Genomic DNA, 20,562 nt, shown 5'->3' with positions numbered 1-20,562 from the left:
TTACTCACCCGTTCGCCACTCGCCACCAGAGCAAGCTCCGTGCTGCCGTTCGACTTGCATGTGTAAGGCATGCCGCCAGCGTTCAATCTGAGCCAGGATCAAACTCTTCAGTTTAATCTCTGTTTTTGGCATTTCTGCCACCAGCATTGCTGCTGGGTCGCTCACTCAAAATACTGACAGTTCGCTTCTTTTACGAAGCGTCCTATTTCATTTATTTCTTGTGAACATTTAATATTTTTTAAGTATCACGAAGACTAGCTTCGTGTGCACTTTCATCAAACGTCCACACTTATCGACTGTGAATTTTTAAAGAACTTTTTGGTACTGCTTGCTGCGTTTCGACAAATCGTTTTGTTTGTCAGCAGCAGAGAAGCGAGAGTATGAAGCGTTTAAATCGTTTCGTCAACCCCTACTTTTCAACCCGTTTAACTTGGCACTGCTTTAAGCGACGCCTTGTTTTGCGAGGGGGCGAACTATAGCAAATGACAGCGGGTTTCGGCAAGCCCGGCTTTTTATCCAGTTTTTCACCGCCCACTCCCGTTTTTATGCAGACTGTCGCATTCACTTGGCAACTATCGGCCTGCCTCGTTACAGTTGTAACATCTGACCAATTGCCACAAAGACTGAATTCAGGAGTGCTCCGCTTATATGCTGCCTACACCTAAAACCCAGGAAAGCCTCAAAGCCGCCGGTATCTGGCTGCATCGCTTTTTCGATTCGGTCGCAACCTGGGTAACCCAGCTGTCGTGGTGGAAGTTTCTGGTCTTTGCGATCCTGATGCTGATCGCCGGTTCCATCCTGCAGGATGAGCTATTTTCCTCCGGCCCCGACGAAGAAGTAGTAATCCATGACGAAAAGCGGCCCAAACGTAAAAACGGCGACACCAATATCCTGATTGATGACAGCGGCATCCACTTCAATCCACGCGGAAAAATCCGCAACAAAGATGGTGAAAGTTCCGCCCCATCCGCTCCGACGGCACCTGCCGCGGAACCAGCCGAAGCAGCGCCGCCGGCGGAACCGGTCGAGCCAGCTCCGCCTGCCCGCGCAGGCCATGCCGGCAAATCGGGAAAAGCTAGCTCATCTTCTGTACCAGCCCTCCCCACCCTGCCCGGTGAAGAGGTGCATATCGACCTGCCACCACAGATCGGCGAAGAACTGTCGAACGCTATCGAGGAAGCAGTCGACGATGCTGCCGAGCAGAAGGTCACCCGCTATCACCGTCAGGCCTCGACCTGGTTCAAGAGCTTCGTGACCCTGCTGGTGCTGGCCCTGTTCGGCACCAAAGCACTGATGGGCGGCAAAAAACGGGCCGAAGCCGAAACCCAGAATGCCAACGCCGCAGCCGAACGCGAATCCATGCAGCGCCAGCTGAGCGAAGCCAAAATGCAGATGATGCAGGCTCAGGTAGAACCGCACTTCCTGTTCAACACGCTGGCCTCGGTCGAACACCTGATCGAAACGGATCCGCCACGCGCCTCGGCCATGCAGCGCAGTCTGATCAAATACCTGCGTGCCGTCCTGCCGCAAATGCGCGACAACACCCTGATTACCAATCTGGGCCGCGAAGCGGACATGGTGCTCGCCTATCTGAACCTGCTCAAGATGCGCATGGAAGAACGCCTGACGGTAGACTTCGACATTCCCGAAGGCTTGCGCACTGCCGCCTTCCCGCCCATGATGCTGCAATCCATGGTGGAAAACGCCATCAAGCACGGCCTTGAAGCCAAGCCCGAAGGCGGCACGTTGAAAGTGCGCGCCGATGTGGCCCACAACAAGCTGCGCGTGATCGTCACCGATAATGGTCTGGGCTTTGGCGCCGTGCCTAGCGATGGAACTGGTCTGGGCCTGATGACCATCCGCGAACGCCTGAAACTGCTGCACGGCGATCAGGGCCAGCTACTGATCGCGGCCAATAGCCCCAGTGGCGTGATTGCCACCATCGAAGTGCCGTACCAGCTGGCGCAGTCTTCCGACAAAAAACACAATTGATTAATAATGCGATTCGTTGAATAATCGCTTAACTAAAAAACATCTAAGAGCACGCCCACATGCCTACTGCAATTATTGCCGACGACGAGAGATTAATGCGCGACCAGCTGCGGATGCGGCTCGGTCAAGTCTGGCCTGAACTGGACATCATAGGCGAAGCCAAAAATGGCGACGAAGCCATCGAACTGGTCGACCAGCTCAAGCCCGACTTTACTTTCCTCGACATCCGCATGCCCGGCAAAACCGGCATGGAGGCCGCCAGCGCCATCGGCACCAAGAGCCATATCGTCTTCGTCACCGCATACGATGCCTATGCCGTGGAGGCCTTCGAGCGGGGCGCCGTGGACTATGTGCTCAAACCACCAGAGCCTGAGCGTCTGCAGATTACCGTGGATCGCCTCAAGACCCGCCTCTCCAAGCCAGCTGCCGATGTGAATGCCAGCGTCACGGCCATGCTATCGCAACTGGCGGAGAAAATCGCTGCGCCCAAGCCCGCTCACCTGCAATGGATACAGGCCAGCATCGGTCAGGATCTGCGCATGATTCCGGTAGAAGAAATCCTGTTCTTCCGCTCGGATGAAAAATACACCTGCGTCCAGACGGAACGCTATGAAGCTCTAATCCGCAAACCGGTACGCGACCTGGCAGAGGAGCTCGATCCAGCCCTGTTCTGGCAGATCCACCGTGCCACACTGGTCAATGTCAACGCCATCGAAGGTGTGACGCGCGATATCCGTGGCCGCCATCTGGTCATGATCAAAGGCCGCTCCGAGCGCCTTGAAGTAAGCCGCAGCTTCCTGCATCTATTCAAACAGATGTAGCCCGGCCAGCGACGCCTGCGGCAGCGCAAACTGCCGCGGCTCGCTTGCTCTAGTGTAGAGCCACGCGGTGCATGCCGCGAGGGAGAACTCCATGGCTCGCAACCGCACCATGTTATGGCTTAGCACCGGTATCACACTGGCGCTTTACTGGTTACAGCGCCAGCGGCCGGCAGCCGGCAACAACGGCCCTGCATCGCAGCGTAGCCGCAGCATCATCCAGCATGCCAGTGACGCAATCATTTCCACAGACGAAGAGCAACGCATACTGCATGCCAATCCGGCAGCTGCTGCCATGTTCGATACCACAGTGCAAGCCATGGAAGGCGCGCTGCTACAGGACTACCTGCCGCGCGACCAGCGCCAGTACCACGACAATACAGCGGGACGCTATTTCGGCAATACCGGCATACGCCTGCGCATGAAAGGCCGGCGCGCCGGTGACTATCTGGTAACAGGCCAGCGCTCCCATGGCCAGCTGTTCCCGCTCGAAGGTTCGATTTCTGCATTGAACGAAGGCGAGCACAGCATCTATACCATCATCCTGCGCGACATCACCGAACGCAAACAGGTGCAGGAACAACTTGAACAGTCCTACGCCCAGCTGCGCGAACTATCCGCTGCACTGCAAACCATACGGGAAGAAGAGCGCAAATACATCGCGCGGGAATTGCACGACGATTTAGGCCAGCTACTGGCGACGCTGCGCGTCGATCTGGCTTTGCTAAAACGCACACAACAATACGGCCCGGCTGCCCGCAAGCTACTCACCGGCATGGATACACTGCTGATGTCGGCCATTACCTCGTTGCGCAGGATCGCCAGCAATCTGCGTCCGCGTGCACTCGATGAAGGGGGCTTGTACTACGCACTGGAAAGCCTGTGCCACGATTTCGTCAATCGCTACGGCATCGCCTGCCAGCTGCAGGCCAATGAAGAAGAATTAATAATGGATGATGCCTATACCACGGCGATTTTCCGCATTGCACAGGAAGCGCTAACGAATATTTCCCGTCACGCGGAAGCCAGCAAGGTACTGCTGTCGGTCCAGCGCCAGCAGCATGAGCTGCAGATAGAAATACAGGATGATGGACGCGGCATCGCCGAGCAGGACATGGACAAGGCCATGGCTTTCGGTCTGCTCGGGATGCGCGAGAGAGTGCGGGCACTGCATGGCGAGATCGCCATCCTCAGCGATGGCGGCACACGGATTTCCATCCGCCTGCCGCTGCCGAGTCAGGCTCCCGCCACTGCCGATTAGAACGAGTGGCGTACGCCGACGTTGAAGGCTTTGTCGCCGCTACCAGCTTCGTTGTTGTTACCAACAGTGTAGCCAGCGCCGTTCTTGTTCTTGATCTTGGCGTAAGCAACATACATGCTGGTGCGTTTCGACAGCGAGTACAGATAGCCCAGAGCCCACTGATCGGCGTCCTGGTTGTTAGCCGTCTTGTCGTTCTTGCGCACATACGAAGCCAGAATGGTGCCGGCCGGAGCGACAGGAACCGATACGCCGATCAGCAGGTCGTTGCTGTCCAGGCTAGCTTTCGGTGCTACCGCGTAGCCGTAAGCATTGGCCACTGGCAGAGCAGCGCTGTTGACGCCTTTATCAGCGCCGTAAGCGAAGTAAGCTTTGGCAACCTGGAAGTCGTAGTTCACTGCCAGCAGGGTGTTGCGGCCGGTGTCTTGCAGTTTGGCCGGGGTGGTGCCTACCGCTGCGGTGTCGTTGTTACGGTTGTTGTACACCAGACGGGCGTTCAGCGGGCCCTGGGCGTAGTTCAGACCCAGACCGAACTGGCGGCCAGCGGTGGCGCTGCCAGCCTGCTCGCCCAGCGCGTACAGGGCTTCGGCGCTGAAGCCTTCCATCACTGGCGTAGCGTACACCAGCGCATTGCTGGTACGGGTGTTGGCGCCAGCGGCAGGGAACAGATTCTTGATGCTGCCAGCGTAGCCGGCGCCGAACGGATCAGCCACCTGGCTCATGGCGTTGTACAGCATGGTGTACTGACGGCCGATGGTCAGGGTGCCGGCTTCCTTGCTTTTCAGGCCGACGAACGATTGGCGGTTGAACAGTGCGCTATTGGCGTTGTCCAGCGAACCATCGTCCACTTTCAGGCCGGTTTCCAGCTGGAAGATGGCCGACAGACCGCCGCCCAGATCTTCGGTACCGCGGAAGCCCAGACGGGACTGGCCGCCGATGCCGCTGGTTACCTTGGTCACACTGCCGGCGGCGCCACCGCGCTCGCTCACCAGACCTGCATCGACCAGACCGTAAATCGTAACGTTCGATTGAGCTTGGGCTTGTGCGGCGAAACCGCCGATGATCATTGCTGCCAGAGTCAGTTTTTTCACTTGAAAATCTCTTTGATGAGTTGATAGAAGGTAAAGCTTGTTTTGCATCTACGGGGGCATCATGCCTGCCAATTGCTTCAGGAATGTGACATGGAATGTTTTGTTGCAAATCAACGTCATAAAAGAAAAAGCCGCTAAAAGCGGCTTTTGTCGATATTTCTCAAGGAAATTCCTGCTTCTGTCTTACTTCAAGCGGCAGCTCAGCAGGTAGTAATATTCCAGACGCTCCACGCGGATCTGCCGCGCAGCCGTCGCGAAACGCTTACGCAGGGTGCTATCGGTCAGGTAATTTTTCATGATTTCGTATCGCTGGCCGTCATCCGCCGTCAGAATCTGGAAGGTGTTACCTTCGGCATCGGTGCGGGCAAACACCATGGAATTGCCGTCCACATAGGATTCGTCCAGCAGCACCAGCAGGATATCCTTGCCCAGCTTGGCGCGCAGAGTCTTCAGGTATTTTTCCTGATCTTCGCGTTTTACATGGGCCCACAGGCCTGCCGCAAACACGGCGGTGTACTTGCCTTCCAGCCCATCGGGCAGATTAAACGCGTCCATCACCCCGAAGGTCACCACATCTTCGTCCAGCCCGCGGGTCTCGGCCAGTTCTATCATTTCCGGCAGCAAATCGGTGGCGTGCACGGATTCGGCCACTTCGGCGATCAGATCTGTCCAGTAAGCCGTGCCGCAGGCCAGCTCCAGCACTTTATGGCCCTGAAACAGCTCGGCCACCATTTCCTGCAGGTCGTCCAGATCGTCGAAGCGCTCTTCCTGCGCATAGACCTGATCATAGTTGTCGGCGTTGACGGCATAAAATTGTGCCAACTGATTGGTAATCATGGGATGCTTTCTCTTTATAGTTCGTAGTGCTCTTTTTCACCGTTCATGGCCTGCTCGATCAGCTTACGGTTGAGCGTAGGCGCCAGCAGTTCGATGAAGGTATATATATAGCTGCGCAGATACGCGCCCTGCTTCACCGCCACCCGCGACACATTCATGCCGAACAGATGGCCCACAGGGATGGCGCGCAGATTCTTGTCCCGTTCCGGGTCAAACGCCATGCCGGCAATAATGCCTATGCCCATGCCCAGTTCCACATAGGTTTTGATGACATCGGCGTCTATGGCTTCCAGCAACACGTCCAGCTTCAGACCACGCAGGGAAAACGCATGGTCGATCTTGCTGCGGCCGGCGAAGGCGCTATCGTACGTGATGATGGGGAAAGCGGCAATTTCTTCCAGCGTTACTTGCCGGGATTTCAACAAAGGATGGTCAGGCGGCACCACCACCACGTGTTCCCATTGATAACATGGCAAAGTTATCAGACCACTAATTTCCGCTATCGATTCGGTGGCAATCGCCAGATCAGCCTGATCACGCTGGACCATCTCGGCAATCTGCTGGGGATTGCCTTGCAGTAAAGATAAGCGGACTTTGGGGAATTTCACCATAAAGGCCTGCACCACTTTAGGCAGTGTGTAACGCGCCTGGGTGTGGGTGGTGGCGATGGTAAAGCTGCCGCTGTCCTGCGCCGCATATTCCTTACCGATGCGTTTCAGGCTGTCGATTTCCTGCATAATCAGTTCCACCGACCCCAGCACCAGCCGGCCCGGCTCCGTCAGGCCGCGGATACGCTTGCCATGGCGGGTAAAGATATCCACCCCCAGCTCTTCCTCGAGCTCGATAATCGCCTTGGACACCCCCGGCTGCGAGGTAAACAGGGCCTTGGCAGCATCGGTCAGGTTGTAATTCTGGCGCACGGCTTCACGTACGAAACGCAGTTGATGTAGGTTCATTGCAGGTTCTGGCCCATCTTAATTATTAAGTGTTCTAGCTTATACCCAATACGTATATAAGCAAATAAAGACTAAGTCGTATGGAATAAAGACGAAGTTTATTACTATTGGCGCTAGTTTGGGGATTCTAGCCAGCGACTTTCTAGGAAGAATATGTATCAATACGACCAATATGACCATCTCATCGTCCGTGAACGCATTGCCCAGTACCGCGATCAGGTACGCCGCCGTCTCGCCGATGAGCTGACCGAAGCCGAATTCCTGCCGCTGCGCCTGCAAAACGGCTTATATATGCAGCGCCACGCCTACATGCTGCGCATCGCCGTGCCTTACGGCCTGCTGGCCGCTAAACAGATGCGCATGTTTGCCCATATCGCCCGCAAGTACGACCGCGGCTATGGTCACTTCACCACCCGCCAGAACATCCAGTTCAACTGGGTAGAGCTGGAGCGGACCCCGGACATCCTGACCGAACTGGCTTCGGTGGAAATGCACGCCATCCAGACTTCGGGCAACTGCATCCGCAATACCACCTCCGACCCGTTTGCCGGTGTTGCCGCTGACGAGATTATCGACCCCCGTCCGTATGCGGAAGTGCTGCGCCAGTGGTCCACCTTCCACCCTGAATTCATCGCCCTGCCGCGTAAATTCAAGGTGGCCATCAACGGCGCCGAAGAAGACCGTGCGGCGATTGCCGTGCACGACATCGGCCTGACCGTGGTGCGTAACGAAGCTGGCGAAATCGGCTTCAAATTCATGGCCGGTGGCGGCATGGGCCGTACCCCTATTCTGGGCAGCGTCATCCGCGAATTCCTGCCATGGCAGCACCTGCTGACCTACACGGAAGCCGTGATGCGCGTCTACAACCAGTACGGCCGCCGCGACAACAAGTACAAGGCCCGTATCAAGATTCTGCTCAAGGCCATCGGTGTGGAAGAATTCACCCGTCAGGTGGAAGCCGAATGGGCCGACCTGAAAGATGGTCCGGAAACCCTGACGCTGGAAGAAATGCAGCGCGTGATCGATTACTTCCAGCCGCATGCCTACAAGGCGCTAAACAACATCGACTATCTGGCGCCGCACGCCGATAACAAGGCGTTTGACAACTGGGTCAAGCGCAACGTCAAGGCGCACAAGCAGGCCGGCTACGCCGCCGTGGTGCTGTCGCTGAAGAAGACCGGCGTGCCGCCGGGCGACGCTACCGCCGAACAGATGGACTTCATGGCCGATCTGGCCGACAAATACAGCTTCGGCGAGCTGCGCGTCACGCACGAACAGAACATCGTGCTGGCCGACGTAGAGCAGTCGCAGCTGTACACGCTGTGGGAACAGATCAAGGCCAAAGGTCTGGCCACGCCTAACATCGGCCTGCTGACCGACATGATCTGCTGCCCCGGCGGCGACTTCTGCTCGCTGGCCAATGCCAAATCGATTCCGATTGCGGCGGCCATTGCCGAGCGCTTCGACAGCATCGACTTCCAGCACGACATCGGCGATATCGAACTCAATATTTCGGGCTGCATCAACGCCTGCGGCCACCACCACGTGGGCGGCATCGGCGTACTCGGCGTGGATAAGGATGGCAGCGAGTGGTATCAGGTATCGATCGGCGGCGCGCAAGGTAACAACGCCGCCATCGGCAAGATCATCGGCCCGTCGTTCTCGGCGCTGCAGATGCCGGAAGTAATCGGCCGCCTGCTGCAAGTGTATGTGCGCGAGCGCGCCGAGGGCGAACCGTTTGCCGAATGCGCCCAGCGCCTGGGCATCGCCCCGTTCAAGGAATTTGTGTACGCCACGCCGATCGTCGAACCCGGTCGTCTGGTAGGAGAGGATGAATATGCATGATGTAAGCACCAATAACGCACGCCAGATCATCAAAGGCCGTAGCGTCGTCGAAGATCAGTGGCAGGTATTGCGCGCGCCGGAACTGCCGGAAGGCGTCAAGGCCGAAGCGGAAGACATCGCTGCCCTGCCTGTCCCTGCCGGTAAAGTCATTGTGCCGGTGGCAGTCTGGAACGCCCAGCGCGAGGCCCTGCTGGCACGCGCTGCAAACGGCGAAATCGGCGTCTGGTTCGCCAGCGACGAGCGTCCCGAGCCACTCAAAGACGATCTGGCCAAGTTCGCCGTGGTCGCCGTGGACTTCCCGAAATTCACCGATGGCCGAGGCTATTCCATCGCCTACAACCTGCGCACCCGCCTGGGCTGGAGCGGCGAACTGCGCGCTATCGGCGACGTGCTGCGCGATCAGCTGTTCTCGATGCAGCGCGTGGGCTTCGACGCCTATGCCGTGCGCGCCGACCGCGATATTCATGACGCACTGAAAGGTCTGTCCGATTTCTCGGAAACCTATCAGGCTTCGGTCGATCAGAAAGTACCGCTGTTCCGCCGCCACACCCGTAACGTCGGTGTCAATAGCGGCGATGCCGGCTTCGGTATCTGAGGACGCGCCATGACTGACTTGAACCAGAAAATCGCCGACACCAGCGCCACGCTGGCCCGCATTGCGGCCGAATTCAGCCCGGCTGTTTTCGCCTCCAGTCTGGCCGCCGAAGACATGGTGCTGACCGACCTGATCCTGAAGGCCAAGCTCGATATCGGCATCTTCTCGCTGGAAACCGGCCGTCTGCACAAGGAAACGCTGGACATGCTGGAGCGCGTCAAGCAGCACTACAATGGCTACGAGATCGCCCTATATCGCCCGCAGTCGCAAGCAGTGGAAAGCTACGTAGCCCAGCATGGCCTGAATGCCTTCTACGACAGCGTGGACATGCGCCGCGAGTGCTGCCGCATCCGCAAAGTCGAGCCGCTGGGCCGCGCTCTGGCAGGCAACAAGGCATGGGTTACCGGCCAGCGCCGCGCCCAGTCCACCACCCGCGCCGAACTGCATGTGCAGGAAGACGATCCGGCGCACGGCATGACCAAGTTCAATCCGCTGGCCGACTGGTCGGAGCAGGACGTGTGGGACTACCTGCGCAACCATGGCGTACCATATAACGCACTGCACGATCAGGGCTACCCTTCGATAGGCTGCGAACCTTGCACCCGCGCTGTCCAGCCGGGCGAAGATGTGCGCGCTGGCCGCTGGTGGTGGGAGAACCCCGACTCGAAAGAGTGCGGCCTGCACATGGTCGACGGCAAACTGATACGCATTAAATCCGTGGCGGCGTAAGCTACATCGCCATAGAAAACCCAGTACACAGAAAAATAGGCAATCGCAATGAACGCTCTCGTTGAAAACCACGCCGCGCACGTCAACTCGCGCCACCTCGATGCTCTGGAATCGGAAGCGATCCACATCCTGCGCGAAGTCGCGGCCGAATGCAGCAACCCTGCCCTGCTGTTCTCGGGCGGTAAAGACTCGGTGGTGCTGCTGCGCCTCGCGGAAAAAGCTTTCCGCCCCGGTAAATTCCCCTTCCCGCTGGTGCACGTCGACACCGGCCACAACTTCCCGGAAGTGATCACCTTCCGCGACAAGCGCGTGGCCGAACTGGGCGAGCGCCTGATCGTGGGTTCGGTGGAAGACTCGATCAAGAAAGGCACGGTACGTCTGCGTAACCCGCAAACGGATTCGCGCAACGCTGCGCAGGCCGTGACGCTGCTGGAAACCATCGCCGAACACGGCTTCGACGCCTGCATAGGCGGCGCCCGCCGCGATGAAGAAAAAGCCCGCGCCAAGGAGCGCATCTTCTCCTTCCGCGACGAATTCGGCCAGTGGGATCCGAAATCGCAGCGTCCGGAACTGTGGGACCTGTATAACACCCGCGTCCATCCGGGCGAGAACATGCGCGTGTTCCCCATCTCCAACTGGACCGAACTCGATGTGTGGCAGTATATCGCCCGCGAAAAACTGGAACTGCCGCCGATCTACTTCGCTCACGAGCGTCAGGTCATTCCCCGTAACGGCCTGCTGGTGCCGCTGACCGATCTGACCCCGGCACGCGAAGGCGAAACGGTGGAAACGCAAGTGGTGCGCTTCCGTACCGTGGGCGACATCTCCTGCACCTGCCCGGTATCGTCCGATGCCGCCACGGTGGAGCAGATCATCGCCGAAACGGCCGTGACCCAGATTACCGAACGTGGCGCCACCCGTATGGATGACCAGACCTCCGAAGCATCGATGGAAAAACGTAAAAAAGCAGGATACTTCTGATGAACGCACGCATAGACACCCAAGCCGCAGACCAGACCGAGAAAGGCCTGCTGCGCTTCATTACCGCCGGTTCCGTCGATGACGGCAAATCCACCCTGATCGGCCGCCTGCTGTTCGACAGCAAAGGCATTTTCGCCGACCAGCTGGACGCCATGTCGCGCTCCAAGCACAAGCGCACGGTAGGCGACACGGTCGACCTGTCGCTGCTGACGGACGGTCTGGAGGCCGAGCGCGAACAGGGCATTACCATCGACGTGGCCTACCGCTACTTCGCCACGCCTAAACGCAAATTCATCATTGCCGATACGCCGGGCCACGAGCAGTACACCCGCAATATGGTGACAGGCGCTTCCACTGCCGATGCCGTGATCATCCTGATCGACGTGTCGAAAGTGAAGCTGCGCGAAGATGGCGGTGTGGATCTGCTGATCCAGACCAAGCGCCACTCGACCATCGCCCACCTGCTGCAGATCGAGCACGTGATCGTGGCCGTCAACAAGATGGATCTGGTGAACTACGACCAGAGCATCTACGACCGCATCGTCAAGGCTTATGGCGAATTCGCCGCCACGCTGGGCCTGAAAGACATCACGCCGATTCCACTGTCCGCCCTGACCGGCGACAACGTGGTGGACAAGAGCGAGAAGCTGGACTGGTATCAGGGCCCCACCCTGATCGAGCTGCTGGAATCGCTCTCGGTGTACGACGAATCGCACGCTGCGCCGTTCCGCTTCCCGGTACAGCTGGTGGCACGCCACAACGGCCACGAAGCCAACGACTTCCGCGGCTATATGGGCCGTATCGAAGCCGGTAAAGTGTCGGTGGGCGACAAGCTGGTAGTACAGCCTTCGGGCCAGAGCGCCACCGTGAAAGACATTCTGACGCTGGAAGGCTCGCACCAGTCGGCCGTGGTAGGCCAGTCCATCACCCTGCTGCTGAACGAATACCTCGACATTTCGCGCGGCGACATGCTGGCCGGCGCCGACCAGCCGGCCACCCTGCTCAAGCAGCTGAAAGCAGACGTCTGCTGGATGTCGGACGAAGCACTCGATCTGCGCCGCAAATACTGGATCAAGCACGGCACTAAACAGACTTCGGCCAAGATCACCGCTATCGAATCTCTGCTGGACATCAACACCCAGCAGCGCCACAGCGCGGAAGGCCTGAAGCTCAACGATATCGCCCGTATCGGCCTGACAGTCCAGCAGCCGCTGGCCGCCGATGCCTACGCCGATATCCGTGCCACCGGCGCCTTCATCCTGATCGATGAAGTCACCCACCAGACGGTAGCAGCGGGCATGATCCGTCTGGCCGACTAAGCAAACCGCAGCAAGGAGCACAGCATGCCAGCATTCGGAAAAGTCTATCTGATCGGCGCCGGTCCCGGCGCGCAGGATCTGATCACCCTACGTGGCGCGCGCCTGCTGGCGCAAGCGGACGTGGTGCTGCACGACGCTCTGGTCACCGACGAAATGCTGGAACTGTGCCCGCAAGCGGAAAAAATCCTGGTCGGCAAACGCTGCGGCCAGCTCTCCACGGCGCAGCAGTTCATCAACAAGCAGATGGTCGATAACGCCAAAAAATTTCCGCTGGTGGTACGTCTGAAAGGCGGCGACCCGATGCTGTTCGGCCGTGCCGATGAAGAGCTGCGCGCGCTGGAAGAAGCCGGCATCGAAGTGGAAGTGGTGCCCGGCATTACTACCGCACTGGCCGCCGCAGCAGCCAGCAAACAGCCGCTGACCAAACGCGGCGTAGCGCGCAGCGTGGCCTTCTTCACCTCGTCCACGGCGCCGGAGCTGAGCGAGCACGATGCCATCCCCGACACCGACACGCTGGTGCAGTATATGGGGGGACGCGAAGCCATCGCCACGGCAGAACGCCTGCTGGCACAAGGCCGCCATCCCGCTACGCCGGTGGTGGTGATCGAAAACTGCAGCCGTCCCGACCAGCATATCCGCCGTCTCACCATCGCTTCGCTGGCGCAAGGTCTGGGCGCCGCTCATGGCCCCGTGCTGGTGATGCTGGGCGAGGCCATGCAGATGCGCGCCCACCAGTACGATGCCGATAGCAGCAGCGCATTCGCCACCGAAGCAAAACCTCAGCAACGCCGCGCCTGATCCGTAATAGAATATCCATTGCTACCAACCGAGGTCACAATGGATTTTCTGCGCAAGTCATACGCCACCACCCGCTATTCGTTTGCCCTGTTCGCCGCGGCCCTGCTGCCGCTGGAGGCGCATGCCGCTCTCCCCACCTACGATTTCAAGGTGGTGCGCAGCTATCCGCATGATCCGCAGGCCTTCACCGAAGGCCTGCTATACCGCGACGGCTTCCTGTACGAGAGCACCGGCCTGAATGGCAAATCGTCCATCCGCAAGGTGAATCTGGAAACTGGCGCTGTCCTGCAAAGCAAGGACATTCCGCCGCAGTATTTTGGCGAGGGCCTGACGGTATGGGGCAATACCCTGGTAGGCCTTACCTGGCAGACCCAGACCGGCTTTGTGTTCGATCTGGCCACCTTTGAAATGCGCAGCCAGTTCGTTTATCCGGGCGAAGGCTGGGGCCTGACGCAGAACGGCAAAGAACTGATCATGAGCGATGGCACGGCCACGCTGCGCTTCCTCGACCCCAAAACCTTCCTCGAAGTGCGGCGCGTAAAAGTGACCGCGGACGGCATTGCCGTCGATCAGCTCAACGAGCTGGAAGTGGTGGGTGACGAAATCTTCGCCAACATCTGGCACACCAGCACCATCGCCCGCATCGATCCCGCGACCGGCAAGATCACCGGCTGGATCGATCTGGCCAAGCTCTATCCGGCCGCCGGCATGGGCCTGAACGGCGAAAATGTCTTGAATGGCATCGCCTACGATGCCGAGAAAAAGCGCCTGTTCGTCACGGGCAAGCTGTGGCCCAAGCTATACGAAATCAAGCTGGTGCCGCGCAAATAAGCCGGTTCAGATTTAAAACGGCAGCGCAGCGACGCAGTAATCGGACAAGGCATTGAGCACGGCAGCGTTCTCGCCTGCCGCCTGCACCACATTAATGGCGATATGCGGATAGCTGCTGCGCAGTTCCTCAACCATTAACGGCAAGTCGCGCATCACATGGCCACCCTGGCCCAGAAACACCGGCACCACCGTCACCTGGGTGACACCGCCGGTAGCCAGTTCCGCCACCAGTTCCGGCAGGCGCGGCGACATCAGCTCGAGAAAGCCCAGCCGCACCTGCACTTCAGGCAACCGGGCCTGCGTCAGGTCGCGCAGCTTTTCAAACGGGACAGCCCACGCAGCAGAGCGTGCGCCATGGGCAAACAATACCAGTGCTCGGGTCATTTCTACATCCATCCTTAATGCCGTTCCACCCACCACAGCGCCCATAGCGCCAGCAGCAGGAACAATATGCTAGGTGCGATTGCCGTAATCACGGCAGGCCAGGTGCTCAGCATCCCCAGATGAGAGAACAGTGTGTTCACCAGCAGGAAGCTCACGCCGATCATAATGCCGATGAAAATTTTCAGGCTGACGCCACCGGCACGCGTATGCAGATAACCGAACGGCAGCGCCAGCGCCATCAGCACGAAGATGGCCAGCGGATCGAATAGCTTTTTCCAGAATGCGATCTTGAAGCGCTCGGTCTCCTGCTTGTTTTCCTGCAGGTGGCGCGTATAGGCGGCCAGTTCCGCTGCCGACATGCGGTCCGGATCGGAGCCAGCCACCGCCAGTATGCGCGGCGTCACTTCGGACAGCAGATCCTTGGTCGCCAGCTTGGATGTACTGATCATGCTGGTGTCCTGTGCGAAGTTATTTTCCAGCGTGGCCACACTGCCCGGTTTCAGCAGGGCCGGATTGGTGAACAGGTTTTCCGTCACATCCGTCATCTGCCACAGATTATTCCCCTTGAAGGAAGCTGTAGCCGCCAGCGTGATCGAACGCAGGCGCAACTCGTTATCGAACTCGTACAGCTTGACGCCCACCAGCGTACCGTCCGGCTGCACCTTCTTGACGTTGAAGAAGCGCGAGCCGATCACCGCCCCCTGCATGCCTTCCGATTTGACGATATCCTTGGTCCATAGGCCGGAGCGGAATTCCGACGAAATTGCCGCACCGCGCGCCGTCAGCTTGATTTTTTCGGCGATAGGCGCCGTACGCGGAGTAATCACTTCACCGAAGATAAACGTGATCAGCACTAGCACCAGACCGATTTTGGCCAGCATCCACGCCACCATGCCGGTAGACATACTGGATGCCCGCATGATGGTGAACTCGGAGGTGGCGGCAAACTGCGCCATGGTATAGATGGTGCCGATCAGCGCAGCCAGCGGCATCACTTCGTACACATGGCCCGGCAACTGCACCAGCACATACAGGAAGGCATACTGAATCGAGTAGCCATTCTTGCCGACCGAGGGCAGCTCGCCCGTCAGGTCCATAAAGGCCTGCAGAGCCAGAAAGGCCACCAGCACAAAGGCGACCGCCTGCAGAATGGAGATCGCAAAATAGCGTTGCAGGATTTTCATTGGAGTTCGGCTTTCTTGTCGGCGGCGCGATGGCGCTTCAGAGCCGACAGCAAGGCCAGCGGGTGATAACGGTGGTTCAGATTCAGACGCCATGCAAACAGGATGACCACCAGCAGCAGCGCGATCAGGTGCAGCGGCCACCACGACATGACGAAGCTGGCTTTGCCCTGTTTGACGCTGGCCTCGACCAGCTTCACCAGATTGCTATAGCTGAAGAAGATCAGCAGCGCGATGATCAGGTTGGCCGAGCTGCCCGCACGGGGATTGACGAAGCCCAGCGGGATCGCCAGCAGTATCAGGATCAGACAGGTGGCCGGCGAAGCGATGCGCCACAGCAGTTCGGCGCGGGCCAGATTGGAATTATCGGCCAGCAGTTCCATGGTCGGCACGGCGTTGATGTTGCGCTCGGCATCGAGATCCTGGCTGCGCGGCGTAACGCGCATGCTGTAGCTTTCGAATTCCATGGTCTGGAAATCGGACTGGCCCGGCGTACCCTGATAGCGACGGCCGTTTTTCAGTACCAGATAGCGCTCGCCTTTAGGGCCGATATTGATCACCCCTTCGCGCGCCACCACCACGGCGGTGCCATGCTCATCGACGGTATTGACGAATACGTTCTGCACCACGGCTTTTTCGCCGGCCACGCCTTCGACAAAGAATATCCGGTTGGCCGAAGCCGATTCCTTGAACTGCCCCGGCGAGACTTTCTGCAAATCTTCGCGCTTTTCGAAGCGGTCCACATATTCCGAGCTTTTCAGCTGGGCCCACGGCGTGGCGACAAAACTCAGGCCAGCCGTTACCAGCACCAGCGGCAAACCGAAGCTGAGCACCGGTTTGATCCAGCGCGTGAGGCTCAGGCCGGAGGCGAACCACACCACCATTTCCGAATCGCGGTAGGTACGGGTTACCACCATCAGCACCGAAATAAAGCTGGTGAGGATGACGATAGTTGGCAGATAATTCAAGGCGGCGAAAGCGATCAGCGCGATCACGTCGCTGGACGCGACCTTGCCGCCGGCAGCCTTACCCAGGACGCCGATCAGGGTCCAGGTGACGCTGACACTGAACAGCACCGTGAAGGTGGCCCCGGCGGCACTGGCCATTTCACGACGTAAGGCGCGTTGAAAGATCATTCGAAGTTTATAATTCGGTAGTTAAGGGTTTGGGCTCATCACAGAGCCACAGTTTAAATAACAGCCTGCATAACGGGCTGGCAATTCGTATACGACACGGAGAATCAAATGGACTTTAGCATAAAAGCATTCGACACAAAAAACACCATCGCTACGGCCAAAGCCGGCGTTGTGGCCGTTGCAGTCTTCGAAAACAAGAAGCTGTCGCAAGCGGCCAAGGCACTCGATGCTGCGGGCGAAATTAGCGCTGCGCTGAAGTCTGGTGACATCTCCGGCAAAGCCGGCAGCACCCTGCTGCTGCGCGGCGTCAAAGGCGCCAGCGCCGAGCGCGTACTGCTGGTAGGTCTGGGCAGCGAAGACAGCATCAGCGAAAAGAGCTTTGCCGCCGGCGTGGCCGCTGCACTCAAGGTATTCGCGACGCTGGGTGCAAGCGACGCTATTATCGCACTGCCGATGACGGAAGTGAAAGAGCGCGACGTAAACTGGGCTATCCGCTGCGTGGTGCAGTCGGCTCACGAAGGCGTGTTCCGCACCGACGGCCAGAAGAGCAAGAAAGATCCTGCGCCGGCCGGCGTGAAGAAAATCGCTCTCGCCGTGACCAATACTGCCGCCACCAAGCTGGCACTGGCACAGGCTATTGCCATCGCCAACGGCATGGACCTGACCAAAGAACTGGCCAACCTGTCGGCCAATGTCTGCACCCCGACCTATCTGGCTAACACTGCCAAAAAACTGGGCAAGGACTACAAGTTCGAGGTGGAAGTGCTGGACCGCAAACAGCTGGAAGCCCTGAAAATGAACAGCTTCCTGTCGGTCACCAACGGCAGCGAACAGCCACCTAAATTCATCATCCTGAAACACATGGGCGGCAAAGCCAAGGATGCGCCCGTGGTGCTGGTCGGTAAAGGCATCACCTTCGATACCGGCGGTATTTCGCTGAAAGCCGGTCCAGGCATGGACGAGATGAAATTCGACATGGGCGGCGCTGCCTCGGTGCTGGGCACCTTCCGCGCCATCGGCGAAATGAATCTGAAGCTGAACGTAATCGGCGTGATCGCCGCCTGCGAAAACATGCCGTCGGGCCGCGCTACCAAGCCGGGCGACATCGTCACCTCGATGAACGGTCTGACCATCGAAATCCTCAACACCGACGCCGAAGGCCGTCTGGTACTGTGCGATGCCCTGACCTACTCGGAGCGCTTCAATCCGGCCGCCGTGGTCGACATCGCCACCCTGACGGGCGCCTGCATCATCGCGCTGGGCCACCATAAGAGCGGCCTGTTCACCCGTGACGACGAAGCCCACAACAAGCTGGCCGAGGAACTGCTGGCCGCCGGCAAAGCTGCCAGCGATACCGCCTGGCGCCTGCCTATCGGCGAAGAGTACAACGAGCAGCTCAAATCCAACTTCGCCGATCTGGCCAACATCGGCACGCCGGGCGGCGCCTCCTGCACGGCCGCGGCCTTCCTGGAAAACTTCACCCGCAAGTACACCTGGGCCCATCTGGATATCGCCGGCACGGCATGGAAATCGGGCGGCGCCAAAGGTGCCACCGGCCGTCCGGTACCGCTGCTGACCAACTTCCTGATCAACCGCACCTGATCGCCGGCACTGGCCGGTCTGCCAAGGCAGACTACCAGATAGCACAAGGCCCGCTAGCGCGGGCCTTTTTAATTACTACGCTTCGTACCAAGCTTCAGTACAGCGTCACGCCGGCCGCCGGCGGCGGCGCCACCTCGCGTTCTACCGCCGGGCGCATCAGCACCGTCAGCGTGGCAGGATATTCATAACCGGCGCCGGTATTCTTATCGACGAAATAGCCCACGCCAGCCGTCAGCACCAGATTGCCCCACAAGCTGCTATTGGCTTTGGAATCGACTTTCTCATAAGCCCAGCCAGCGCCATCCTGCTTGCAATCGATACGCAGCGGGCTGGCGCTCTTGCGCAGACTGATGCGCGCGGGCGTGGTGACAAACCATCTGCCCACATCGTTCGACAGCACACAGCCCACGCCAGCAATCTGGCGATGGTCGAGCACGGTCTGCACCAGCACGGATTGTTCGGTATTTTCCGTCAGCGTGGCGCAGCCAGACAATGCCAGCACGGCGAGCGTAGCGGCAGTAACAGGGAATAAGCGATAGAACATGGTGGCCCAGAAGGATCTTCGGTCACACCAGTGTAGCAGGGTAGCGGAAAAGCAAAGGCTCAATCAAGCGGCGTAAAGCGGGGTACTTTCACGCCATCGACCTCGACGAGTTCGAAGAATACATCTTTGGGACGGGTCCAGACTGTGCCGTTCGCGGCGCGATACACGATGACTGGACGGAGATCTGCTTCCTGGGTGGCCTCACACACCAGCTCGTAGAGGCCACCTTTGTAATGCCTGTAGCGTTGCACCATCAGGCGTTGTGATGCACGCGTTCAGCCGTTTTAACGGGCTGTTCGGCAATACCATCCTGTTTCTGTTTCAGACCCTGCACTACTTTCAGGATATCGTCCAGACCACCAGCACCACCGAGCGACGAAAACGCATCCAGCACTTCGTTCAGAACCTGGTTACGCACCGCGGCGTCATTCTGTGCAATCGCAGGTGCGCGCTGCACGGCCTGCTTGGCTTTTTCCTGCGCTTCAGCTTCTTTCTGGGCAGCAGTTTTGCGGCCACCAGGCGCTTTGCCGTGGGCTAGTGCAGCCTGCCAGATCACCCAGCGGCGCTGAGTCTCAAAGACCAGGTATTCATCAGGTTTATCTTCGCGACGTCGGACGATGTGACCGTCTTTCTGTGCCCATGCTTCAAATGCAGCTCGCATTTTTCATCCTTTGCAAATGCGCTACGCGCAATTCACTATTAAAACCACAAGTAATTTCCATATAGTACCATTTATTATTCTTTTACAACATAGAAATATGCGCAGTACTTGATATTTTTTTATTGCCTACAAGAAAAACTAGTTCTCTTATGAATTTACAATAGTATATTTCTTTTTTCCTGGCGATGTCTGCATATTCCGTTCATTTTTGACAACGACGAGACATTTTCAGAAATTTTTTTTCACTTTTCAGCGATTTGCTGCATTTTAGCCTTCCCCTCGCCACGCACAAAGCGATTTCCCATGTTTTTTTACAAAACTGGTTAATTCAACAACATCAACCTAGACTCGGTAGATGCGGTAAGATGCGCGCATAAATTCAACCGCCCGAACTGCGCCGCAACAAAGATCATCACGATAAAATGAGCTACGTGGCAAAGTTGATTGATGTCTCTTGGCATATCAAAATATCTCGAAAGACCATACTTGCCGTCTCGTAGAATTGGTATTCGCTCGTACCAGCGAACTGAAACACACAATACAGTGAGTCGCATTTGCTTGTGCAAGTGTAATCGAACAATTACACTACTCCCATGTATACGTTAAAGCCCCTGCCAGAGTTCACCAGTTGGCTAACCAGCCTGCAAGATAGCGTGATCCGAGGCCTGCTAGTAGCGCGCCTAAAGCGGCTAGAACTAGGTCTGATGGGCGATGTGGAGTCAGTTGGAGGCGGCGTGTCAGAACTCCGTATTCACGTCGGCGGCGGGTGGTGAATTTACTTCACACAACGCGGCAATCAAATTATCGTTCTTTTAGTTGGCGGGTCAAAGAAAAGCCAGAAACAGGACATAAAGACAGCAAAAAAGCTAGCCAGCACACGGACCTGTCAGGAATTTTGTGTGCCGGGGTCGCGGTTCGTAGTTAATTAATCGCGTTGGTGAAGCGTTCCCCAAACAGAATGGCAAACTGGTTTGCTGCCATCTTCCAAGTTCGCTGCGGCATCT

At 58.0% G+C, this 20,562-nt stretch carries 20 protein-coding genes and 1 rRNA gene; 11 read left to right on the top strand and 10 right to left on the bottom strand.

Annotation, left to right across the window (positions count from 1 at the left end; all coding sequences use genetic code 11):
• A 16S ribosomal RNA gene (locus GTP27_RS22495) occupies window positions 1-114 on the bottom strand; the annotation flags it as partial.
• Between the two features lie 534 nt (window positions 115-648).
• Here GTP27_RS22495 and GTP27_RS22490 point away from each other — a divergent pair.
• The 3 genes from GTP27_RS22490 to GTP27_RS22480 all read left to right on the top strand — a co-directional run bounded on the left by GTP27_RS22490 (window position 649) and on the right by GTP27_RS22480 (window position 4,071).
• Window positions 649-1,992, top strand: coding sequence for a sensor histidine kinase (locus tag GTP27_RS22490; protein ID WP_161041332.1), 1,344 nt, complete (start codon window positions 649-651; stop codon window positions 1,990-1,992).
• Window positions 1,993-2,051: 59 nt separating this feature from the next.
• A complete protein-coding gene (locus GTP27_RS22485; RefSeq protein ID WP_161041331.1) occupies window positions 2,052-2,813 on the top strand; it encodes a LytR/AlgR family response regulator transcription factor in 762 nt (253 codons plus the stop codon).
• A 91-nt stretch (window positions 2,814-2,904) separates the two neighbouring features.
• Entirely contained in the window at window positions 2,905-4,071 is a 1,167-nt protein-coding gene (locus GTP27_RS22480) for a sensor histidine kinase (RefSeq protein ID WP_161041330.1), read from the top strand.
• On the opposite strand, the gene GTP27_RS22475 is transcribed toward GTP27_RS22480, so the two are convergent.
• The 3 genes from GTP27_RS22475 to GTP27_RS22465 all read right to left on the bottom strand — a co-directional run bounded on the left by GTP27_RS22475 (window position 4,068) and on the right by GTP27_RS22465 (window position 6,952).
• On the bottom strand, window positions 4,068-5,159 hold the full coding sequence (locus GTP27_RS22475; RefSeq protein ID WP_503826533.1) for a porin: 1,092 nt from the start codon (window positions 5,157-5,159) through the stop codon (window positions 4,068-4,070). The two genes, GTP27_RS22480 and GTP27_RS22475, sit on opposite strands and share 4 nt — an antisense overlap.
• 183 nt (window positions 5,160-5,342) lie before the next feature.
• Window positions 5,343-5,996 (bottom strand): class I SAM-dependent methyltransferase, encoded by a 654-nt coding sequence (locus tag GTP27_RS22470; protein ID WP_161041329.1) that lies wholly within the window; start codon window positions 5,994-5,996, stop codon window positions 5,343-5,345.
• A 14-nt stretch (window positions 5,997-6,010) separates the two neighbouring features.
• Window positions 6,011-6,952 (bottom strand): CysB family HTH-type transcriptional regulator, encoded by a 942-nt coding sequence (locus GTP27_RS22465; RefSeq protein WP_161041328.1) that lies wholly within the window; start codon window positions 6,950-6,952, stop codon window positions 6,011-6,013.
• A 153-nt stretch (window positions 6,953-7,105) separates the two neighbouring features.
• Between GTP27_RS22465 and GTP27_RS22460 the strand changes: the two genes are divergently transcribed.
• From GTP27_RS22460 to GTP27_RS22430, 7 genes are read left to right on the top strand one after another with little or no spacing between them, the layout of a single operon-like run.
• Window positions 7,106-8,797 carry a nitrite/sulfite reductase gene (locus tag GTP27_RS22460; RefSeq protein ID WP_161041327.1) on the top strand — a complete coding sequence of 564 codons (1,692 nt, stop codon included), beginning with the start codon at window positions 7,106-7,108 and terminating at the stop codon, window positions 8,795-8,797.
• Window positions 8,790-9,392, top strand: coding sequence for a DUF934 domain-containing protein (locus GTP27_RS22455; RefSeq protein ID WP_161041326.1), 603 nt, complete (start codon window positions 8,790-8,792; stop codon window positions 9,390-9,392). Before GTP27_RS22460 ends, GTP27_RS22455 begins: the two co-directional genes overlap by 8 nt.
• A gap of 9 nt (window positions 9,393-9,401) precedes the next feature.
• Window positions 9,402-10,121 carry a phosphoadenylyl-sulfate reductase gene (locus GTP27_RS22450; RefSeq protein ID WP_161041325.1) on the top strand — a complete coding sequence of 240 codons (720 nt, stop codon included), beginning with the start codon at window positions 9,402-9,404 and terminating at the stop codon, window positions 10,119-10,121.
• Between the two features lie 48 nt (window positions 10,122-10,169).
• Window positions 10,170-11,102: a sulfate adenylyltransferase subunit CysD gene (gene cysD, locus GTP27_RS22445; protein ID WP_161041324.1), complete on the top strand. Its 933-nt coding sequence runs from the start codon at window positions 10,170-10,172 to the stop codon at window positions 11,100-11,102.
• Window positions 11,102-12,421, top strand: coding sequence for a sulfate adenylyltransferase subunit 1 (locus GTP27_RS22440; RefSeq protein WP_161041323.1), 1,320 nt, complete (start codon window positions 11,102-11,104; stop codon window positions 12,419-12,421). Before cysD ends, GTP27_RS22440 begins: the two co-directional genes overlap by 1 nt.
• A 24-nt stretch (window positions 12,422-12,445) precedes the next feature.
• Window positions 12,446-13,219 (top strand): uroporphyrinogen-III C-methyltransferase, encoded by a 774-nt coding sequence (cobA, locus tag GTP27_RS22435; protein WP_161041322.1) that lies wholly within the window; start codon window positions 12,446-12,448, stop codon window positions 13,217-13,219.
• 39 nt (window positions 13,220-13,258) lie between these two features.
• Window positions 13,259-14,050 carry a glutaminyl-peptide cyclotransferase gene (locus GTP27_RS22430; RefSeq protein WP_161041321.1) on the top strand — a complete coding sequence of 264 codons (792 nt, stop codon included), beginning with the start codon at window positions 13,259-13,261 and terminating at the stop codon, window positions 14,048-14,050.
• A gap of 12 nt (window positions 14,051-14,062) precedes the next feature.
• Here GTP27_RS22430 and GTP27_RS22425 read toward each other — a convergent pair whose 3' ends face one another.
• The 3 genes from GTP27_RS22425 to lptF are packed head-to-tail and all read right to left on the bottom strand — an operon-like array spanning window position 14,063 to window position 16,751.
• A complete protein-coding gene (locus GTP27_RS22425) occupies window positions 14,063-14,434 on the bottom strand; it encodes a sirohydrochlorin chelatase (RefSeq protein ID WP_161041320.1) in 372 nt (123 codons plus the stop codon).
• Between the two features lie 14 nt (window positions 14,435-14,448).
• Window positions 14,449-15,618 (bottom strand): LPS export ABC transporter permease LptG, encoded by a 1,170-nt coding sequence (gene lptG, locus GTP27_RS22420; RefSeq protein WP_161041319.1) that lies wholly within the window; start codon window positions 15,616-15,618, stop codon window positions 14,449-14,451.
• The gene (lptF, locus tag GTP27_RS22415) at window positions 15,615-16,751 is read right to left on the bottom strand and encodes an LPS export ABC transporter permease LptF (RefSeq protein ID WP_161041318.1); all 1,137 of its coding nucleotides are present in this window, start codon (window positions 16,749-16,751) and stop codon (window positions 15,615-15,617) included. The genes lptG and lptF overlap by 4 nt, the downstream gene beginning before the upstream one ends.
• A 108-nt stretch (window positions 16,752-16,859) precedes the next feature.
• On the opposite strand from lptF, the gene GTP27_RS22410 reads away from it, so the two are divergent.
• Window positions 16,860-18,353, top strand: coding sequence for a leucyl aminopeptidase (locus GTP27_RS22410; protein WP_161041317.1), 1,494 nt, complete (start codon window positions 16,860-16,862; stop codon window positions 18,351-18,353).
• Between the two features lie 94 nt (window positions 18,354-18,447).
• On the opposite strand, the gene GTP27_RS22405 is transcribed toward GTP27_RS22410, so the two are convergent.
• From GTP27_RS22405 to GTP27_RS22395, 3 genes are read right to left on the bottom strand one after another with little or no spacing between them, the layout of a single operon-like run.
• Window positions 18,448-18,897, bottom strand: a complete 450-nt coding sequence (locus tag GTP27_RS22405; RefSeq protein WP_161041316.1) for a hypothetical protein — start codon at window positions 18,895-18,897, stop codon at window positions 18,448-18,450.
• Between the two features lie 59 nt (window positions 18,898-18,956).
• Entirely contained in the window at window positions 18,957-19,151 is a 195-nt protein-coding gene (locus GTP27_RS22400; RefSeq protein WP_161041315.1) for a DUF1653 domain-containing protein, read from the bottom strand.
• Window positions 19,151-19,558, bottom strand: a complete 408-nt coding sequence (locus GTP27_RS22395) for a phiTE_015 family protein (RefSeq protein ID WP_161041314.1) — start codon at window positions 19,556-19,558, stop codon at window positions 19,151-19,153. Before GTP27_RS22395 ends, GTP27_RS22400 begins: the two co-directional genes overlap by 1 nt.
• Window positions 19,559-20,562: the final 1,004 nt, after the last annotated feature.

The organism is Duganella qianjiadongensis (assembly GCF_009857915.1).
Classification (GTDB): Bacteria; Pseudomonadota; Gammaproteobacteria; order Burkholderiales; family Burkholderiaceae_D; genus Rugamonas; species Rugamonas qianjiadongensis.
The sequence above is the reverse complement of the archived record's forward strand: the minus strand, read 5'-3'. Positions and strand labels throughout refer to the sequence as shown.